Annotated in this window: 13 protein-coding genes; 9 read left to right on the top strand and 4 right to left on the bottom strand. The window is 70.8% G+C overall.

Going from position 1 to position 19,655, the window contains the following annotated elements; all coding sequences use genetic code 11:
• Window positions 1–1,044, top strand: coding sequence for a pyridoxal-phosphate dependent enzyme (locus AB0M36_RS07830; RefSeq protein WP_364154006.1), 1,044 nt, complete (start codon window positions 1–3; stop codon window positions 1,042–1,044).
• Window positions 1,041–2,072, top strand: coding sequence for an ornithine cyclodeaminase (locus AB0M36_RS07825; protein WP_364154003.1), 1,032 nt, complete (start codon window positions 1,041–1,043; stop codon window positions 2,070–2,072). The genes AB0M36_RS07830 and AB0M36_RS07825 overlap by 4 nt, the downstream gene beginning before the upstream one ends.
• A gap of 29 nt (window positions 2,073–2,101) precedes the next feature.
• On the opposite strand, the gene AB0M36_RS07820 is transcribed toward AB0M36_RS07825, so the two are convergent.
• The 4 genes from AB0M36_RS07820 to AB0M36_RS07805 form a co-directional block, all read right to left on the bottom strand.
• Window positions 2,102–3,040: a TauD/TfdA family dioxygenase gene (locus AB0M36_RS07820; protein WP_364154001.1), complete on the bottom strand. Its 939-nt coding sequence runs from the start codon at window positions 3,038–3,040 to the stop codon at window positions 2,102–2,104.
• 86 nt (window positions 3,041–3,126) lie between these two features.
• Complete coding sequence (locus AB0M36_RS07815; protein ID WP_364153998.1) at window positions 3,127–5,229, bottom strand: amino acid adenylation domain-containing protein; 2,103 nt, start codon at window positions 5,227–5,229, stop codon at window positions 3,127–3,129.
• Complete coding sequence (locus AB0M36_RS07810) at window positions 5,226–5,993, bottom strand: alpha/beta fold hydrolase (protein WP_364153995.1); 768 nt, start codon at window positions 5,991–5,993, stop codon at window positions 5,226–5,228. The genes AB0M36_RS07815 and AB0M36_RS07810 overlap by 4 nt, the downstream gene beginning before the upstream one ends.
• Entirely contained in the window at window positions 5,990–7,075 is a 1,086-nt protein-coding gene (locus AB0M36_RS07805) for a phosphopantetheine-binding protein (protein WP_364153993.1), read from the bottom strand. The genes AB0M36_RS07810 and AB0M36_RS07805 overlap by 4 nt, the downstream gene beginning before the upstream one ends.
• Window positions 7,076–7,248: 173 nt before the next feature.
• Here AB0M36_RS07805 and AB0M36_RS07800 point away from each other — a divergent pair, with 173 nt between their 5' ends.
• From AB0M36_RS07800 to AB0M36_RS07770, 7 genes are read left to right on the top strand one after another with little or no spacing between them, the layout of a single operon-like run.
• Window positions 7,249–8,436 (top strand): hypothetical protein, encoded by a 1,188-nt coding sequence (locus AB0M36_RS07800; RefSeq protein WP_364153991.1) that lies wholly within the window; start codon window positions 7,249–7,251, stop codon window positions 8,434–8,436.
• 15 nt (window positions 8,437–8,451) lie between these two features.
• On the top strand, window positions 8,452–8,646 hold the full coding sequence (locus AB0M36_RS07795; RefSeq protein ID WP_364154293.1) for an MbtH family NRPS accessory protein: 195 nt from the start codon (window positions 8,452–8,454) through the stop codon (window positions 8,644–8,646).
• Entirely contained in the window at window positions 8,643–11,966 is a 3,324-nt protein-coding gene (locus AB0M36_RS07790) for an amino acid adenylation domain-containing protein (RefSeq protein ID WP_364153989.1), read from the top strand. Before AB0M36_RS07795 ends, AB0M36_RS07790 begins: the two co-directional genes overlap by 4 nt.
• Window positions 11,963–16,579: a condensation domain-containing protein gene (locus AB0M36_RS07785; protein WP_364153987.1), complete on the top strand. Its 4,617-nt coding sequence runs from the start codon at window positions 11,963–11,965 to the stop codon at window positions 16,577–16,579. The genes AB0M36_RS07790 and AB0M36_RS07785 overlap by 4 nt, the downstream gene beginning before the upstream one ends.
• Window positions 16,576–18,063, top strand: coding sequence for a class I adenylate-forming enzyme family protein (locus tag AB0M36_RS07780; RefSeq protein WP_364153984.1), 1,488 nt, complete (start codon window positions 16,576–16,578; stop codon window positions 18,061–18,063). The genes AB0M36_RS07785 and AB0M36_RS07780 overlap by 4 nt, the downstream gene beginning before the upstream one ends.
• Window positions 18,060–19,331 (top strand): type III PLP-dependent enzyme, encoded by a 1,272-nt coding sequence (locus AB0M36_RS07775; protein WP_364153981.1) that lies wholly within the window; start codon window positions 18,060–18,062, stop codon window positions 19,329–19,331. The genes AB0M36_RS07780 and AB0M36_RS07775 overlap by 4 nt, the downstream gene beginning before the upstream one ends.
• Window positions 19,332–19,347: 16 nt before the next feature.
• Entirely contained in the window at window positions 19,348–19,617 is a 270-nt protein-coding gene (locus AB0M36_RS07770; RefSeq protein WP_364153978.1) for an acyl carrier protein, read from the top strand.
• Window positions 19,618–19,655: the final 38 nt, after the last annotated feature.

The raw sequence follows: 19,655 nt of genomic DNA, 5'->3' as shown, positions 1-19,655 counted from the left end.
ATGTTGCTGGAGAGAAGTGGCCTACCGGAAGCTCTGCTCAGCCTGGCGCACACCAACACCCCGCTGCAAAAGGTCCGCGTCGAGATCGCCGGCAGGCAACAGGCCTTCTGGCTCAAGCTGGAGATGCACAACCCCACCGGCTCGATCAAGTTCCGCACCGCGCTCGCTCTGCTTGACGCTCTGCACCGCGCTCGCCCTCTCACCACCGCCGACGTGGTGATCGAGTCGTCGTCGGGCAACCTCGGCGTGGCGCTGGCCGACATCGCCGACCGGGGTGGATGGCGCTTCATCGCGGTCGTGGACCCCAAAACGCCGCCGGAGCTGCGACACCGCATGGTGCAGAACCACGCCGAGATCGTCATGGTGGACACGCACGACGTGCACGGCGGCTATCTGCTGAACCGGCTCAAGACCATCCGCGGGATGCTTCGGGCGGACCCGGCGCTGCGGTGGACGGACCAGTATCACAACACCGCGGCGGCGGCGGTGCACCAGTCGTACACCGCACCCGAGTTGCTGCGGCAGACCGAGGGCAGGGTCGACACGCTGTTCGCGGCGGTGAGCACCGGAGGGACTCTGGCCGGGGTCGGCGACGGCCTGCGCGAGCAAGTCCCGGCTGTACAGGTCTACGCCGTCGACGTGGCCGGTTCGATGGCGGTCGGCGGCACTGGGCATCCGCATTTGCTCAGCGGGATCGGTGCCAGCCGTCGCTCCGTCCTGGCCGGCTCGTCGCACTACACCGACGTGATCCGGGTGACCGATGTGGAGGCGATCGCGATGTGCCGGCTGTTCCGGCAGCGCACCGGTCTGGGCCTCGGCGCGTCCAGCGGCGCCGTTCTCGCCGGCCTCGTACGGGCAGTCTCCGACGGACTGCGCCCCAGACTGCCCGTGCTGATCAGCCCCGACGGTGAAGACCGCTATCTGCAGACGGTGTACGCGGACGAGTGGCTCGCCGAGCGCGGCGTCAGCGCCCAGGTACGCGCCGCCGAGGAGCGCGCGGCCACCGACGGGATGAACTTCACCCTGTGCGAGGAGACGTCATGAACGCTCGTACCGAGACTGATCTGTGTTACCTGCCCCGCTCGGAGGTGGTCGCGCTCTGCCGGGAGCTCGATGTCGTCGGGCTAGTCACCCGGGTACTGAAGGCGCACAGCGAGGGCGCGACGACGCTACCGGAGGAGGCCTATCTGCCGTGGTACGCCGGAGACGGATCGTTCGCCCGTAGCCTGGCGCTGCCCGGCGCGGCCCGGCTCGATCGTCCGGCGCTGGGCATCAAGATCATCAATAGTTGTCTCGGCAATCCGGATCGGGGACTGCCTCGGGCCCAGGGCCTGACGCTGGTGTTCGACCCCGACCGGGCGCATCCGGTCGGCCTCATGGAGGCTGCCCACATCAGCGCGATGCGTACCGCCGCCTACACGGTGGCCAGCGCGCGGGTACTAGCCGTTGCCGCCCCGACGCGGATGGCGGTCATCGGCGCGGGGGCACTGGGCGAGGAACATGTCCGGGCGCTGGCCGCCGAGTGGCCCGCGGCCGAGTTCACCCTCTTCGACCTGCACGCGCAACGGGTTCGAGAGCTCGGCGACCGGCTCCGGGCGGACGGGTTCACCGTCTCCGAGGCGGACAACGCCCAGGCCGCGGTCCGGGCGGCGCAAATCGTGGTCACGGCGACCACCACGACCGCTTCCTACCTGCCGTACGCCTGGCTGTCCCCCGGCGCGCTGGTGGCGCACGTGTCGCTGGACGATGTGTTCCCCGACGTGGTGGAACGGGCCGACCTGGTTCTCGTCGACGACTGGAACCTGGTGGCGGCCGACGACCGACGGCTGCTGGGACGCATGTACCGTGCCGGTACGGCGGCGGCGCCCGGTACGGCGGCGTCCGCGGGCGGTGCCCGTGTCGTCGACGGAAGTCTCGGCGACATATTGGTGGGCCGCCACCGCGGACGTACCGACGACGCGCAGATCATCCTCAGCAACCCGTTCGGCATGGGCATCCTTGACATCGTCATCGCCGAGGAGGTCCTGCACCGGGCCCGTGCGGTGGGCGCCGGTCTGCGGTTGCCGGTCTGAGGCCCCCGACGCGACGACCGAGCGAGGGGTCAGCTGAGGACAGCGCCGTTGCCGTCGCGCCGCTCGCGGCCGCGCCGGTTGTCGAGATGGACGAAGATGCGGTGCAGCCAGCGGTCCGCACCGTCGTATCTCGGGGTGAAGCCGCTGCGCCCGTGCACCACGATCCGGTTGTCCAGAAAGACCATCTGGCCGGGCACGAGGACCACGCTCGACTTGACCGCCATCATCGCGTCCCGCAACCGTCGCAAGGCCTGCCGGGCTTCGTCGTCCACCGCGGTGGTGGCGTTGAAGTCGACCCGCAGGTCCGGGTCGTCGGCGGCACCGCTCAGGATGGCGTGAGCGGAAGCCGGAGCTCCGGATCGGAAGGAGGGCGGTGACGCCGTGACGAACCGCGGCTCCGCCAACGTGGTCAGATCTGGCTCCTCCAGCACCGCCAGCGCACGGCGGATGCTGCACACCAGCGTGCCGACGTCGTCGGACGCGCCGCGCAGGCAGAGCAGACCGACGTAGTCGGGACGGTTCGGATGGAAGGCGTTCTCGGTATGCAGTTCGAGCGGGACCGATCCGCCGTTGCTCTGCGAGGCGGCCAGCGACGGGACCGGCACCACGTCCTGCACCAGGGCGCCCTGCTTCTCTTCGCGGTAGGCGATCACCTCGCCCAGGTGCAGGCCGAGGAGCAGGGCGACAGCCGCGGGTACGGTGCCGGCGCGCTGCACCGAGTCAGCGACAGCCGGGGTGGGCGGCAGGACCGTGCCGTCGATCGGCAGGTTGGTGATCGACAGCAGCCCTTCGGCCCCGGGATCGTGCCGGAACTGGCGCAGGCCCTCGCCCAGCGCGGGCGGCAGGGAGCAACTCATCCGGCGAGCCGCGGCGAGCCAGTCGAGGTCATCGACCATGGACGGTGCGGTGGCACTCAGGTTCTCCGCGAGCACGCCGACGGCGAGCCGGTCGGTGTCCGACAGCGACACGTGCGGGCAATCGCGACTCGGAGGCGAATGGATCTCGGTGGACGAAGCAGTCACAGGTATGCCTTTCGATCGGCAGGGCCAGCTGGTCAGAGGAGACGCAGAAGTGCGCCAGGATCGACTTTTCCGTTGACCGTGAGCGGGATGTCGTCGATGACCACGTACTGCGCGGGCACCATGTAGTCAGGCAGGGCGAGGACGAGGTATTCCCGCAGCCGGGTGGCGTCGGCGCGAGCACCCGCGGCGGCGACGACGAACGCCACCAGGCCGCCGGCCCGCCCGCGCTCGTCGCGGGCCAGGACCACGGCGTCCCGTACGTCGGGATGGTCGCGCAGGCAGGCCCGGATCTCGCCGAGTTCCACCCGGTAACCGCGGACCTTCACCTGATGGTCGGCGCGCCCCAGGAACTCCAGTGCGCCGTCCGGCAGCCACCGCCCGCGGTCCCCGGTGCGATAGAGCCGGGCGGAGGGGGCACCGAATGGATCCGGCCGGAAACGGTCCGCGGTGAGCGCCGGATCACCGAGATAGCCCCAGGCGACACCCGCGCCACCGATGACGATCTCTCCCTCCACACCGGTCGGCACCGGTTGCAAGTCGTCGGTGAGTACGTACATCGTGGTGTTGGGAATCGGTGCGCCGAGCGGGATCAGTTCGGTACCCGGCGGTCGCGTGATGATCTCCCCGGAGTTGCCCACGGTGATCTCGGTGGGTCCGTACTCGGTGGCGACGGCGGTGCCGTCGGGACCGGCGAGTTCGCGCCATCGGGCGGCCAGGTCGGCGGTGAAGCTGTCTCCGGCAGCGATCACCACTCCGGCCAGGCCGGCAGCCTGCTCGGCGGTGAGGTCGAGGCTGAGGAGATTGAGGTGGCCCGGCGTCATCTTGATGAAGCTGTACGGCGCTCCCGCGACGAGCAGGTCACCCAGATCGGCGATCGGCAGCGGGTCCGGGAGTAGATCGACGGCCTGCCCGGTGATCAGGGGTGTGAAAAGGCTGGGAACCCCGAGGTCGAAGGACAACGGGGTGAAAAACGGTGATCCGCCGTCGCCGCGTCCGGCGTACTCCACTGCCGTCCACAACAGGTAGTTCGCCAAGCCGCCGTGATGCACCATGACGCCCTTGGGCTGTCCCGTCGATCCGGAGGTGAAGATCACGTACGCCAGGTCCGCCGGACCGACGCGGACGGCGGGGACGGTCGCCGGCGCAGCCGCGATCGCCGCCCGGTGCTCGTCGAGCAGCACGAAGCGGCGGTGCGGGGTCCCGGTGAGCCGGGAGCGATGCTCGACGTCGGTAACGACCAGCTGGCAGCAGGCCCGGCCGAGCATGCCACGCAGCCGCTCGACGGGCAGATCCGGATCGAGCGGGAGATAGCCGGCGCCGGACTTCCAGATTCCCAGCAGCGTGGGCAGCAGGTCCAGGCCGCGCCGCAGGCAGACGCCGACCAGGGTGCCGGGCCCGGCGCCCAGGGCGCTGAGATGGTGGGCGACCCGGTTGCCGCGCTCGTCAAGATCCCGGTAGGTGAGCGACGATCCGGCGTACCGCACCGCGGTGGCACCCGGGGTCCGCAGCGCCTGTGCGCCGATCAGCTCGACGACAGTCGCGGTGCCCCGGTTGACGGTCCCACCGTCGGCCCACCGGTGCAGAACCGCGTCGAGCTCCGCCGGCGGCAGGCAGGCAGCTGACGCGTCCGTCCCGGGCTTCCCGGCCATCGTGATCAGCACGCTCCGGTAGATGGCGGCGAGCCGGTCCAGATGATCACCGCCGATCGCGCCGCCGTGGCCGTACAGCTCTAGAATTCCGTCGGCTGCCACCACCCGCAGGCCGTATCCGGTGCCGGGCGAGGCCTCCGCCAGTTCGAAGAGCACGGCCCCCGCCGAGGGCCGCGGGTCCGCGGGAGGCGCTGTGGTCAGCGCGGCGCCGGTACGGCGTACCAGCTCGGTCCAGGTGCCCACGCCACGGTCGACGGCGAGCCGCCGGATGACGCCGTCACCCCCACGGACATCAGTGCCCGGTCCGTCCTCGTCGGTGATCATGCTCAGGACCTTGAGATGGACGGCGAGCAGAACCACACCGAGATCGGTCTGCCCCGTCGACGCTCGCAGCGTGGGTCGCAGATCGGTGAACGACACCTGAGCCGGCTCACCGGCGGCCGGCTCGCACCGCCAAGCGGAGGGGAGCTCGAACGAGGTGGTCACGACCGCTCCAGGAGCCGGCGGGTCAGGTCGGCGAGCAGCGGACCGGCGTCCGGCAACAGGAAATGTCCGGCGTCGATGAGATGCAGGGTGAAGTCGCGCGTCGTCTCCTGGGCCCAGTCCGCCATCGCCCCCCGGTCGACGAACGGGTCGTGCCGTCCGCCGATCACCGTGACAGGCACGTCCAGCGGGGGCTCCGGCACATACCGGGCCAGCTCGGTGATCCGGTAGTCCGCGCGGATGATGCGCTCGAAGACCGCCATCAGGTCGGCGTCGTCGAGCACGGCCGGCGCCATCCCGCCGAAGTCCGCAACCCGGCGCAGCAGGGCCTCCTGCGGCAGCAGGTGCAGATCCGCAACCTTGCGGCGTCGCGGCGCGTCCGCGGCCGACACCACCAGCATCGCCGGCTGCGGAGCGCCCCGCGCCCGCAGCCGGCGCGCAAGCTCGAAGGCGATGACGCTGCCCGAAGAGTGGCCCACCAGCACGAAGGGCCGGTCGAGCACCGGGCGCAGGGCCGGTTCCAGAAGCTCGAGCAGGGTTTCCAGGTCCTCCACCGGCGGCTCGCTCAACCGGTTCTCCCGGCCGGGCAGGCGCACCGCACACAGCTCCACGCCGGGCGGCAACTGGTCGCGCCACACGTTGAACGCGGCGCCACCGCCACCCACATGCGGAATGGCGATCACGCGGAGCGCGGGGTCGGGCACCGGGCGGGGCCGGGCCAGCCAACGGTCGCCGGGGAGCCTGCCGGTGGTCGTGGAGGTGCTCATCGTGCGATCTCCTGTCGCAGGAGGCGGCCCACGCCGGCATCACCGAGCGCAGCGCCCGGGTCAGCCAGACCGTGGTCGAGCAGGTGAACGCGGGAGCTGCCGAGGACAGCGCGCCACTGGTCGACGGCTTCCCGGGCGGCGGCATCGTGGATCAGCACGCAACCAGCGCCCGGCAACGGCGCGGGTTCGTACCGCCTGATTGTTTGCGCGGCTCGCGCCCACGCCAGTTGCAACCCGGCCAGGTCCTCGGCGCGAGCCTCCTCGTACCAGCCGGCGGCCCGCATCCGCGATCCCACCTCGGTGAGGCTCTCGTCACCGGTCAGGGCGAACCGCCGGGCGAGGTTCGTGAGTCGCTGCTCGTGAAGGACGGCGGTCTCGACGGGTGTCCCCGCGACGGCACCGGCGACCGGGGGCTGGACGAGGGCCAGCAGCTCCGCCTCGCGGCCGGTGGCCCGCAATCGCCGGGCCGTCTCGACGGCGAGCACCGCGCCGGATCCGAAGCCCAGCAGCCGGTACGCCCTCGCGGGTGCGTCGGCCACGACCGCCTGGGTGGACCGGACAGCTGCGGCTGCCACGTCACCGGCATCCGACAGCAGCCGATCCGAACCGGCGGCGCCGACGGCAAGCACCGGCCATGGACCCGAGCAGGCTCGCACCGCCGCCAACTCCGCGGCCAGATGGCTGCTGGACGGGAACACCACGAGGGGCTGACCCGGCCCCGGCGCGAGCGCCGTCACGGTCACCGGCGCACCGGGGTCCGATCCGGCCGACGTGCGCAGTTCCCGGGGCGGCAGGATTTTCCGTCCGGTGACGGTACGGGCGCTGCCGACGGTGAGATGCTCGGCCAGGCGAGCCGGCGTGGGATGGCGCAGAGCGTCCGAGGCGCGCAGCGCGACGCCGAGCCGGCGCATCTCGGCGACCGTGTCGATGATGGACAGCGAGTCCCCGCCGAGTTCGAAAAAGTCGTCACCGGGCGCGACGTCGCGAGCGAACGTCCGGCTCCACACGGATCGGATCACCCGCTCGAGGCCACGGCACGACAGGTCGGCAACGCCGTCGTGCGCCGGGGATGGGTTCACCACGGGCAGCACACCTCCTTCCGGGCCGCACGGCACACCGCACGGCGCCGTCCGATCGTTTCCGAGGGGCTCCGGCGGAGCCAGGCAGGACACAGGCAACTTGCCCGCCCGTAGTTGCCTGCTTCGTTCCTGTTCATCGCCGTCGCGTCAATGAGCTACTGGAACAGAGGTGAATCATGATCAAAACTGAGGTTCTGCTGCGGACACCGGTACCGGCCGGACTGAGCGAAGAACTCGAACGACGCATCCTCTTCATCTCCCCGGATATCGCGTCCTTCGAGCTGGTCACGGACGACGGCGTGATCGGGGCGGTGCGGCTGTTCAGCACCGTGGCTCCGGACAGCGACGGGCTGTCCGCCAAGCTCAACTCTCTGGTGGAGAGCGATCTGGCGCCTGTGCCTGCCGTACCGGCGAAGGTGGTGTGGGAATCGGCGCACCGTGCGTCTTTCCACGATGCCTGGTCGGCGCTGTCGAAGACCGGCGCCGTGAGCGCACGCGGCGAGGGGCAGGTGGTGGTCGGCGGGCCGGTCATCACCCTGTTGGAAGGGCTGGACCGGCGAATCCGCCGGATCGCCACGGAGACCTTCGGCGCGGTGGAATACCGTTATCCCACTCTGCTGTCGGCCCGGGTGCTGGACACCGCGTGCTATCCCGCCACGTTCCCCCAGTTCCTGATGTTCGTCACGCGACTGCACGAAGACCTGGACACGTACCGGGAGTTCCAGGCGTCCTACAAGGAGCGCGGCCAACTCGACGCCTCCTTCCTCGAGTACTGCCGCAATTTGGACTACTGCCTACCGCCGGCGATGTGCTATCACGCGTTCGACCACCACCGCGACCGGGTCCTGCCCCGGGGCGAGATGCAGGTGGTGACGCTGCAGGGCAGGTCCTTCCGCCACGAGTCCCGATACGCCACCACCTTGGAGCGGCTGTGGGACTTCACCATGCGGGAGATCGTCTTCCTCGGCGAACGCGGCGATGTGCTGGACGCCCGCGACAAGTTCATGCAACTGCTGTTCGGTCTCACCGACGAGTGGGGGCTCGACGGTTACTGCGAACCGGCCAACGACCCGTTCTTCGCCGGTGGCGACCCGGCGTCCCGGGCCTGGTCCCAACGGCTGCTGGAGTTGAAGTACGAACTGCGGTTGCGCCTGGCGGCCGGACGTGACGTGGCGGTCGGCTCCTTCAACTTCCACGATGACTTCTTCGGCAAGGCCTTCAACATTCGGCACGCCGACGCCAGCGCGGTGGTGAGCGGCTGTACCGCCTTCGGCCTGGAGCGCTTCGTCTACGCCCTGCTGTGCCAGCACGGCACCGATCCGGATCGCTGGCCGGCTGCGGTCCGCGAGCTGGCCGAGGGATAGGCGGTGGAAGGAAACATGGTGACCGCCAACTACCTGGTCGTGGTCAACGACGAGGGGCAGTACTCGATCTGGCCGCAACACCGCGACCTTCCGGAAGGCTGGTATGCCGAGGGAACCTCGGGCTTACAGGATGTGTGCCTGGCACGCGTGGCGGCCGTGTGGACCGACATGCGGCCGGCCAGCGTGCGGACCGGCACGGTGCACCCGTGACCGTCCTGCTCCCCGAAATCGTATGGCGCCAGGTCCGGTATTGTCCCCACGCGCCCGCGATCATCAGCGGAGACACGGTGCTCAGCTACCGCGAGCTCGGTGAACGGGCCAGTCGGATCGCGTACGGCCTGCAGGGTCGCGGCATCGGGCCGGAGACGGTCGTCGGCGTCCTCATGCGGCCCGGTCCCGATCTGGTGCCCGCCCTGCTCGGCGTGTGGTTGAGCGGAGCGGCATACCTGCCGCTGGATCCGCTGCATCCGTCTGAGCGTCTGCGACGGATCGTGGCGCTGGCCGGCCCCGACGCGGTGCTCGCCGATCCGGGATGGTCGGCGAGCGATCTGGCAGTGGCCCCGGGGACCTGGGTCGGTACGGCCGGCGACCTGGCGCGGGAGCGGCATCCCGCGATACCGCCCGCAATCACGACAGCGGCCCGGCAGGCGGCGTACCTGATATTCACCTCCGGTTCCACCGGCGAGCCCAAAGGTGTCGTCATCGAACACGCGTCGCTGGCTAACCGGGTGCTCTGGGCGGTGCGCACGCTGGGCTTGTCGCCACAGGACCGGCTGCTGCAGAAGACCGCCCTCACCTTCGACGCGGCCCAGTGGGAGATCTTCGCACCCCTGGCCTGCGGAGCGCCGGTCGTCCTAGCCGACATCCAGGCCGCGCGGGACGCCGGGTCCCTGGTGCGGGCGATCCAGCGGGAGCGGGCAACGGTAGTGCAGGTCGTCCCCTCGATGCTGCGCTTGCTGGCGGCGGAGTCGGACCTCGGTTCGTGCGACAGCCTGCGCATGATCTGTGCCGGCGGCGAGCCGTTACGGGCGGAGCTCTGCCAGCAAGTTCTCCGCCTGGTGAATGTCGACATCTGGAACACCTACGGGCCGACCGAGTGCACCATCGACGTGACCGCGGCCCGTTTCGACCGGGCCCAGACCACCGGCGGCGTCCCGATCGGGCAGCCGATCGACGGCAACACCTGCCTGCTGTTGGGGCCTGACGGCGCGCCGGCCGAGCCCGGAGCGGTTGCCGAGCTTCATGTCGGCGGAATCGGGGTCGGGCGGGGCTACCACCGCAATCCGGCGCTGACCGCGGACCGGTTCCGGCCCGACCCGTCAGGCCCGCCCGGCGCCCGGATGTATCGCACTGGCGACCTGGTCCGACGGCGCGCCGACGGCGTCCTGGAGTACGCCGGCCGGGTGGACGCCCAGATGAAGATCAACGGAGTCCGGATCGAGCCCGCCGAGGTCGAGGCGGCCGTCCTGGAACACCAGCATGTGGTGGACGCGGCGGTCCGCTCGGCCACCGATCCCCGGGGCGCCGCCCGGCTCGTGGCGTTTGTGGTCGTCGACCTGCCCGGCGGCGCCGACGACCTGCTCGCCTTCCTGCGGCGCCGGCTGCCCGCGGCGCTCGTGCCGAGCCTGGTCCAGGAGACCACAGCCCTGCCCCGCACCACGAGCGGCAAACTCGACCGGACCCGGCTGCCGGAACCGGACTGGTCCGTCGCGTCCCACGCTGCGTCCACCGAACCGGAAAGCGCTGAGCAGCGGGTCGTCCGGGAGGTATGGCGGGAGTTGCTGGGGCTCGAGGACATCGGTCTGGACGACGATTTCTTCCGCATCGGCGGGCACTCGCTGCTGATGACCCGGCTGGCACCCCGGCTCACCCAGTACACGGGCCTGTCCGTGGACCTGCGGCAGCTCTACCAGTCGATGACTGTACGGACACAGGCCGCGCTGTTGAGCGCCAGCATGGCGGACCGGCCGGTCCCCCGCCGTCCCGTGGGCACCCGCGGCATCCCCGGCCCCGTCCAGGAACGGTTCTGGTTGATGGACCGGTTGCGACCCGGCGGGCCGGAGTACCTGCTGCCAGCGGTCATACGCCTACCGGCCGAGACATCGACGGATACCGTCGACCGGGCGCTGACCGCCCTCGTGGAGCGCCACGAGTTGCTGCGCTCCCGGTACCTGATGGATGACGCGGGACTGCGGGTGGTCGTCGATCCGCCCGCGCCGGTGAGCCTCGGCACCGTGCGGGCCGCGCCCGAAAGCGTGGGCAAGGTCCTCGCCGGCGAGCTCGCAGACGGCTTCGACCTAGCGGTCGGCCCACCCTGGCGGGCGACCCTCGTGCGCACGGGCGGGCCCGACCTGCTCCTGCTGATCGTCTGTCACCACATCGTCTCGGACGGCTGGTCGACCGGGATCCTGCACCGCGACATCCGGGAACTCGTCGCCGCGGACATCGGCGGCCGGTCGCCCCGGCTGCCCGATCTGCAATTGAGCTACCTGGACCTGGTCGCCTGGCAACGGGAACAGGACCACGGGAGCTCGTACGCCGGTCAGCTGGCGTACTGGTCGCGTCACCTGGCCGACCTGCCACCGCTGGAGCTGCCGGCCGCACGGCCCCGGCCGTCGCACCGGGATATCGCCGGCTCCACGGTCGACTTCGCGCTTCCCGCGGCGACCTGGGCGGTCCTGTCCGAGGTGGGGCGGCGCCTCGGAGCGACACCGTTCATGACCCTGCTGACCCTCTGGAAGCTGACCCTCGGACGTGCCGCCGGGCAGTGGGACTTCGGCGTCGGCACCCCCTACGCCGGTCGAGGCCGCCCGGAGTCGCACCATATCGTCGGTCCGCTGCTCAACACCATCGTCATCCGGGCACGGCTCAATCCCGGTCTCACCTTCGCCGAGGCGGTCACGGCGGTGCAGCGCACCTGCCTCGAGGCCTTCGCGAACCAGTCGGTGCCCTTCGACGCCGTCGTCGAGGCGAGCGGTGTCGGCCGCGACCCATCCCGGACCCCGTTGTTCCAGACCCTGTTCACCGTCGTCGACGGGCTGCTCGGCGCGGAGCCGCATGACGACGATGTCGCCTTGCTGCGGCAAGCGTGGTCGGTGGCTCGCACCGACCTCGCCCTGACCATGTGGCGGCACCCGGACGGCCGGTTCGGCGGTGCCCTGGAATACGCCTCCGCTCTCTACCAACCGGCCGCCATGAAGGAGTTGTCGATGCAGTTCCAGCAGCTCGCCCACGACTGCGCTGACCAACCGGACACCCCGGTCGGCGACCTGGGTACAGCCCGATACCAGGACGTGATCCTCGGCATGATGAATGATCTGCTCACCGACGGACAGGTCGGGCCGACGCAAAACTTCTTCGAGAGCGGCGGCAACTCCCTCGGTGCCGCCCGCCTGTTGTGGAACGTGCAGAACACATTCGGCGTCGAGGTGCCGATGCGCGCAATGTTCGACAACCCCACTGCGGCCGGCCTGGCCGCCGCCGTCACGGACCTGATGCCGGGGCCCGCCATGGGCGAGGAGAACCGATGACGATCGAAGACCTGCGGCAGGCCCTTGCGCCGGCCGCGCCCGTACTCGCGCCGTTGTCGGTCGGTCAGCGGCAGATGTGGGTGGTCCACCAGATTGATCCCGCGGCGACCGCGTATCTGATGTCCTGGACGGCACGAATCACCGGCCGGTTGGACGCCGAGGCCCTGCGCGCCGCGTGGGAGCAGGTGGTCAGCCGGTACGAGATCCTGCGTACCCGTTACGCGGTGGTCGACGAGACGCCCATGCAGGTGATCGACCCACCGGGCCGCTTCGAGCTCGACCTGACCGACCTGTCCGAGGTCACCTCCGGCGAGCGCGAGGAGACGGCCGTGCTCCTGGCCGGCCAGGAGCGGCGGCGGCCCTTCGATCTGGCCGTCGACCATCCACTGCGGGCCCGCTTGCTCCGGTTGTCCACCGAGACACACCTGTTCGTCGTCACCATGCACCACATCGCGGGCGACGCGGAGTCGTACCAGCGCATCACCACCGAGGTCGGCGCGTTCTACCGGGAACAGGTCGCTGGTGTCCCGGCGGCACTGCCCGATGTGACCATGCAGTACGCCGACTATGCAGCCTGGGAACGTGACCGCATCGCGGGCGGTTCCCTGGCTCGTCACCTGCGGTATTGGCAGCAGAACTTGGCGAACCTCTCCGACATCGAGCTGCCCACGGACCGGCCTCGACAGTCACGCCCGGACTGGCGTGGCGGCGCGGTCGACATCGGCGTCGGCACGGAGTTGGCCGACCGCATCCGGCGCCTCGCCCTGCGCAGCCGAGCCACTCCCTACCTCGTCTTGCTGAGCGCTTACCACGTCATGGTGGCGCAGTTGTCCGGCTCCGCCGACGTGGCCGTGGGCACTCCGGTGACGCTACGCACTCGGCCCGAGCTCGACGGACTCGTCGGGTACGGCATCAATACGGTCGTGGTGCGGGCGCGGTGCTCCGACGACCTCGCCTTCTCGGACGTGCTGGCGCAGGTTCGCGACGAGGCGCTGGCGGCGCTGGATCACCGCGAGGCACCCTTCGGCCTGGTCGTGGCGCAGGTACGGCCCCAGCGGGAGGCCGCGGCCAACCCACTGTTCCAGGTGGCTTTCGACTGGGACGCCGCCGCCGTCGGGGCCCTGGATCTCGCCGGTGTCCGGACCGAGCCGATCCCACCCGACGACACCTGGGAGGTCGCGAAGTTCGATCTGACAATGCATGCCGGGCAGACGCCAGACGGACACCTGGCCGTGTCGCTGGAGTTCGCTCGGGCGCTGTTCGACGAGCGGACGGCGCAGGACTGGGCGGAGCACTACCGCCGGCTGCTGACGTTGGTCGTCGCCGATCCCGGCACGCCGATGAGCCGGTTGCCCACGCCGCCACGACCCCGGAGGCAGCCGGCCGGTGTCGCCCGCGACGATGCCGTGGGGCCGGGCGACGTGGACATCGCCGTCGCCGTGCCGGAAATCCTGCGGCAGGCCTGGAGGGAAGTCCTGGACATCGACGAGGTCGATCCGGCGGACAACTTCTTCGAGGTCGGCGGCGACTCGTTGCGAGCGGTCTCCCTGGCCGGTCGGCTGCGCGTCGCAGGGCTCGACGTGTCCGCAGCGGACATCTTCGCTCATCAGAGTGTCGCCGAACTGGCCAAGATCCTCGCGACCCGGGTTGGACGGGCGGCGCCGGTCATCGGCACGGCACCGTTCGCGTTGATCGACGACACGGTCCGCGCATCGCTGCCACCCGGCCTGGCCGACGCCTACCCGGTGGGCACCGCCCAGCTCGGAATGATCATCGAGATGCTGAGCCGGCCGGACGGCAGCCGGTATCAGGACACCACTTCGTTCCTTGTCCGCGACGACCACAACGGGCTCGACAGCGCCGCCCTGCGCGCCGCCGCCCAGCTCGTCGTCGACCGGCACGAGACCCTCCGGACCACCTTCGATCTGCACAGCTTCACGATGCCGCTGCAACTGGTGCACCGGACGGCCACCATCGACGTCGGCGTGACCGATCACGGCCCGTTGGGGCCGCAGGGATGGCAATCCGGCCTCCTGGCCTACGCCGCCGAGCAACGCGCCATCCGAATGGATCTGAGCCGGGCCCCGTTGCTGCGGGTGCACGCACACACGGCAGCCGGCACCTCCCAGTGGTGGCTATCGATCACCGAATGCCACGCCGTGCTGGAGGGATGGAGCTTCCACTCCCTGCTCATGGAGATCGTCTCGCTCTATCGGGAGATCCGGGAGGGCCGGACGCCGGCGCCACCTGACCCGGTGCCGTTCCGGTATGCCGACCACATCGCCGCCGAGCTGCGGGCTCTGCAGTCGCAAGAGGACCGCGACTACTGGCGGGAGGTCATCGGCGGTCGGGTGCCGGTTACCCTTCCGTCCGCCTGGCGCGGCAGCCGCGACGAGCCCGAGGAGCGTTATCAGCACACTGTCGCCTTCCACGACCTGGAAGACGCGCTGCGCCGCCTCGCCACGCAGACGCAGACGTCGCTGAAGGCCGTCCTGTTGGCGGCGCATCTGACGGTGATGAGTGCGGTCAGCGAGAGCCAGGCATTCCACACCGGCCTGGTCTGCGACGCCCGGCCGGAGATGGTCGGCGCCGAGCGGGTGCCGGGCATGTACCTCAACACCCTTCCCTTCGCCCTGCCCATCGGTGCCGGCACGTGGGCCGAGCTGATCCGGAAGGTGTACGACGAGCTCACCGTGATGTGGCCGCACCGACGGCTGCCGATGCAGGTCATCCAGCAGGAACTCGCCCAGGGCACCCGCCTGATCGAGGTGATGTTCAACTACCTCGACTTCCACCAGGTGGACAAGGACGCGATCGGCTGGGAGGCGACGGTCACGGAGACCGACAACGAGTTCGCACTCCATGTCTTCACGCTGTCCGGACTGATCCGCCTCAACTCCACCACGCATGTGCTGAGCCGCCCGGCTGGCGAACGACTCGGTGCCATGTACCGGACCGTCTTGGAGGCCATGGCCGCCGGGGCACACGGCGACGCGTACTCGGTGATGCTGCCGGACGACCATCTCGCCTGGCTGCGGCAGCACGGCACCGGCACGGAGCTCGCGGGTCCGGCGACCGCTGTACTGGACGCGTTCGCGGCGCAGGTGCGGGCCCGCCCGGACGCAGTCGCGACGCAGGACGCCGAGCGCACCCTGACCTACGCCGAACTCGACGCCCACGCCACGGAGCTGGCCGCCCGACTGAAGGCGGTCGGGGTGGCCGCCGGCGATCTGACCGCCCTGGCGCCCGACGCGGAACCGACCCTGCTACTCGGGGTCTGGAGAGCCGGTGCCGCCGCGATGCCGCTGCCGACCGCATCCCCAGCGGAGCGGTCCGGTGCGGCCGTGCTGCTCACCGGCACGGCCGCCGAGCCTCGGATCGAGACGGTCGAGCGCGACACGCTGCCCGCCGGATCACCGGACGTCGCTTGCGTCCTGCCCGCAACGGGGCCGATCACTCACGCGGCCCTCGCGGCCGCGTTGCGCAGCGCCGCCGCCGGCCTTACCAGCATCGGCGCTGCGACCAGCCCGGAGTCGTCCTGGCGTCGCACCGCCGCGCTGTCCTCGATCGACGGGCTGATCGAGCTGCTGCTGCCGCTGACCAGCGGCGGCCGGACGGTTACCGGGCCGGCGAGTCACATGCAGGGCCCGGCCGCCGTTACCGAGGCCTGGGACGAGCCCGGCGCCAATGTGATCGTGGTGACGGACCCTGTGCTGGGCTCACCGACGCCCGGACCGGCGCGGGCGGGGCGCACGGTCACCGCGACCGTCGCGGGCGCGGTGCCCGGCTGGCTCACCCTCGACGGCCGGCCCGTGCCCGGCGTGCGGCTACGAGTTCTGGACGCACGGCAGCACCCCGCGCCGGTGGGTGCGCGAGGCGAGTTGTGCGTCTCCGGCGCCGCCGTACCCGGGGGCAACCTGGTCCCCGATCCTCTGGACGGGCAGAGCCCCGGTCTGCTGCGCACCGGCCAACTCGCCCGGTTCCGCGCCGACGGCACGCTCGAGGTCCTCGGTCCCCGCGAGCTGCACACCGCCCCGGAGGGCGCACCGGTCGATCTGACACAGGTCCGGGAGGCTCTGCTCGATCAGCCCGGCGTACGGCAGGTGGGTGTGGTCTTCCGGCCGAACCCGGGCGGTGGCAGCCGGGTGGTGGGTTACGTCGGGCTGGAACCGGAGGCCCCGTTCGACCCGGCCGCGACGCGCCGGGCCCTGGGACAACGGCTGCCACGGCAGCTGGTCCCTGACGTTCTCGTCCCGGTGAGCCGGTGGCCGCTCACGGCCGACGGCCGGGTGGACCCGGACGCGCTGCCGGAACCGGTCGAGCGGGCCGCGGCCACGAGCCGGTCCCGGCCGTGGGATGCCCGGTTCGAGACGATCCTGCGGGCGGCGCTGCCGTTCCTCGCCGAGGACGACGAGCTGACCGAGGATCTGGAACTGGTCGGCGCCGGTCTCGACTCCCTGACCACCGTGGAGCTTCTGGTGTCGCTGGAGCACGAGTACGACATTGTCATCCCCGACCGTCTGCTGGTGCTTCAGCTGTTCGAGACGCCCACCACCCTGTGGCGTGAGATCAGCGCGCTGTTCACCCGGCAGGACGACGGTGAACCGCAATGATCGCCGGAAAAGAGACGCTCTTCGGTCTGCTGGTACAGGTGGCCGCTCTCGATCCGCATGCGCCGGCGGTCCGTGACGCCCATGGCGTGTGGTCCTACCAGGAACTGGTGGACACCGCTCTGGACATCGCGGCCTGGCTCCGGCGCCAGGGTGTGAGCCGCGGCGACCGCGTCATGGTGGCGCTGCCCAACTCGCGTCATCTCGTCGCGCTGCTGTACGGCGGGTTCGCCGCCGGCGCGGCCGTGGTGCCGGTCGGGGCCGGGGCACGGCCGTACCAGGTCGCCGCCATCGCCGCCAGCGCCGAACCCCGGCTGCTGGTGGCCGAAACCACCGAACGGTTCGCGGAGCTGCCCCCGGCCGGCGGGAACCGCCGGACCGCCACACTGGACGGGATGCTCGCGGAGCTGACCTCCGACGGGCTCACGAGCGACGTGGAGCCGGACGACATCGCCCTGCTCATCTACACCTCCGGCTCCACCGCCGGGCCAAAAGGGGTCGTCTCGCGGCACCGCCAGGCGGTCTTCGCGGTCCGGGCGATCGCCGAGCGGCTCGGGTACCGGCCCGGCGACGTGGTGGGCTGCCGCCTGCCGTTCTCCTTCGACTACGGGCTCTACCAGACCTTCCTTTGCGCCGAGGCGGGCGCCGAGCTGGCCCTGATCGACGGGCGCGACGAGTTGTCGGCCTTCCGCGCCATGATTACCGCCCGGCCGACCGTGCTGCCCCTGGTGCCGCCGGTGGCACAGACCTTGATCCGGCTGGCCGCCCGCGGCGATGTGGAGCTGCCGGTCCGGCTCATCACCAACACCGGCGCGGAACTGACCGCGGACACCGCCCAGGGGCTGCGCCGGGTCTTCCCCCAGGCCGCCCTGGTGCCCATGTACGGCATGACGGAGTGCAAACGGATCAGCATCGCCGCGCCGGACGCGGATCTCGTCAAGCCGGGCACCGTCGGCAGGGCGCTGACCGGCACCGACGTGGCGATCGTCGGCGACGACGACGAGGTGCTGCCGGCGGGTCAGGTCGGTGAGATCGTGGTCAGCGGCCCGCACGTCATGGACGGGTACTGGCGGGATCCGGAGGCGTCCGCCGGGCGCTTCCGGCTCGACCCTCACACGGGGCGGACCCGCCTCTACACCGGCGACTTCGGCTGGATGGACCCCGACGGGGAACTGCGCATCGTCGGGCGTCGCGACGATGTGTTCAAGCGGCGCGGGGTCCGTACCAGCGTGAACGAGATCGAGGCCGCCGCGCTCGATATCGCCGAGGTGGAGGAGGCCGCGGCGGCCCTGGTCGGCCCGGACCGCCGGTGTGTCCTATGGGTGCGGGCGGCGATCCCGCCCGAGCACGTCCTGAAAGGCATCAGCGAGCGCCTCGAGCCGGCGCGGACCCCGGACCACTGCCTGATCGTGGCGGACCTGCCCCGCCTGCCCAGCGGAAAAGTCGACAAGAACCGGCTCAAGGCCGAGTACGTGGGGAACCGATGAGACAACTCGCCGAGCGCTACGGAACGCCGCTGTACGTGTACCAGCTCGCCGAGGTGCGGGCCGCCGCCGCCGCTCTGCGTGCCGCCGTACCCGAGGAGGCACGCCTCTTCTACTCGCTGAAGGCGAATCCGCATCCGGCGGTCGTGGGCGAGCTGGTACGGGCCGGGTTGTCCAGTGAGGTCAGTTCCACCGCCGAGCTCGCCGCGGCGCTGACCGCCGGACAGTCGCCAGCCGACTGCATCATGACCGGCCCGGGCAAGACCGTTGCGGAGGTGGACGACGCACTCATCCGGGGCGTGCGCACCTTCTCGCTGGAGTCCGAGGTCGACTATGCCCGCCTGGCGGATTCGGCCCGGCGGCACGCGATGACGGCCGACATTCTCCTGCGCTTGAACGCCGGCTCGGCAGCCGGTCGCGGCACCGGTCTGCGGATGACCGGGGCAGCCACCCAGTTCGGCATGCCGGTGCGGACCGCCCTGGACATCATCGAGCAGGCCCGCGGCGGCGGCCCCCTGACCCCCATCGGGCTTCACCTCTTTCCCGCCACCAACCTACAGACCGAGGCGGACCTGCTCGCGGAGTTCACTTTGAGCATCGACACGGCCGCGAACCTGCTGTACCGCGCCCGCCTGTCCGCTGGTCTGGTCGACATCGGTGGTGGTTTCGCCGCTCCGTTCGCCCGCCCCGGCGCCCGCGCGGACTACAGCGGCCTGCGCGAGCGGCTCGGCGGGGTGCTGGACGAGCGGTTGCCGGGGTGGCGCTCCGGACAACCGCGGGTGGCCTTCGAATCCGGCCGGTACCTGACGGCCACCTGCGGCACCCTGCTGACGACGGTGCTGGACGTGAAGACCAGCGGCGGCATTACCTACGTCGTGTTGGACGCCGGAGTCAACGCCCTGGGCGGCATGTCGGGGCTGGGCCGCATCCTGGCGCCGTCCGTGCAGCCGGCGGGCGGCCCGGCAACGGGGAGGGCGCCCAACGGCGGGAACCGGATCAGCCTGGTCGGCACCCTGTGCACCCCGCTGGACGTACTCAGCCGGTCGGCGGACATCGAGGTACCGCGGATCGGCGACGTCCTGGAGATCCCGAACGTCGGCGCCTACGGCGTCACCGCGAGCCTCATGGGCTTCCTGAGCAAGCCGGTGCCGGCCGAAGTGGTCGTGGAGCGGGACGGCTCGGTAGTCGGCGCGCGCCGGCTGAAGCTGCTCGAAGTCAATCTCGACCCGGACGGCGCCGACCGGCCCGCCCGAAACACCGCCCTCGTCTGACTTCCTGGAGGTCACCATGTCCATCACCCACGTCAACCCCGCCCTACGCGACGAGATCCGCGACGTCCTCGCCGACATCCTCGAGGTGGAGGTCGGTGACATCATGCCGACCAGCCACTTCCAGGACGACCACGGCGGCGACTCGATGAAGGGCATCGAGGTGCTCGCCGCTCTTGAACGTCGCTTCGGCATCACCCTCGACCAGTCCGAGCTGCCGCGGATGACCAATCTAGAGCAGACGTACGAGGTCGTGGCCGAAGCACTCGCCCAGCAGAAGAACGCGTAGGCGGGGAGAGTGATGCCGGGCCCGCCCGCACGACGACG

The sequence above is a fragment of the Actinoplanes sp. NPDC051346 genome, assembly GCF_040682215.1.
Taxonomy (GTDB): domain Bacteria; phylum Actinomycetota; class Actinomycetes; order Mycobacteriales; family Micromonosporaceae; genus Actinoplanes.
Note: the sequence above shows the minus strand (reverse complement) of the source record. Positions and strands in the feature narration are given on the sequence as shown.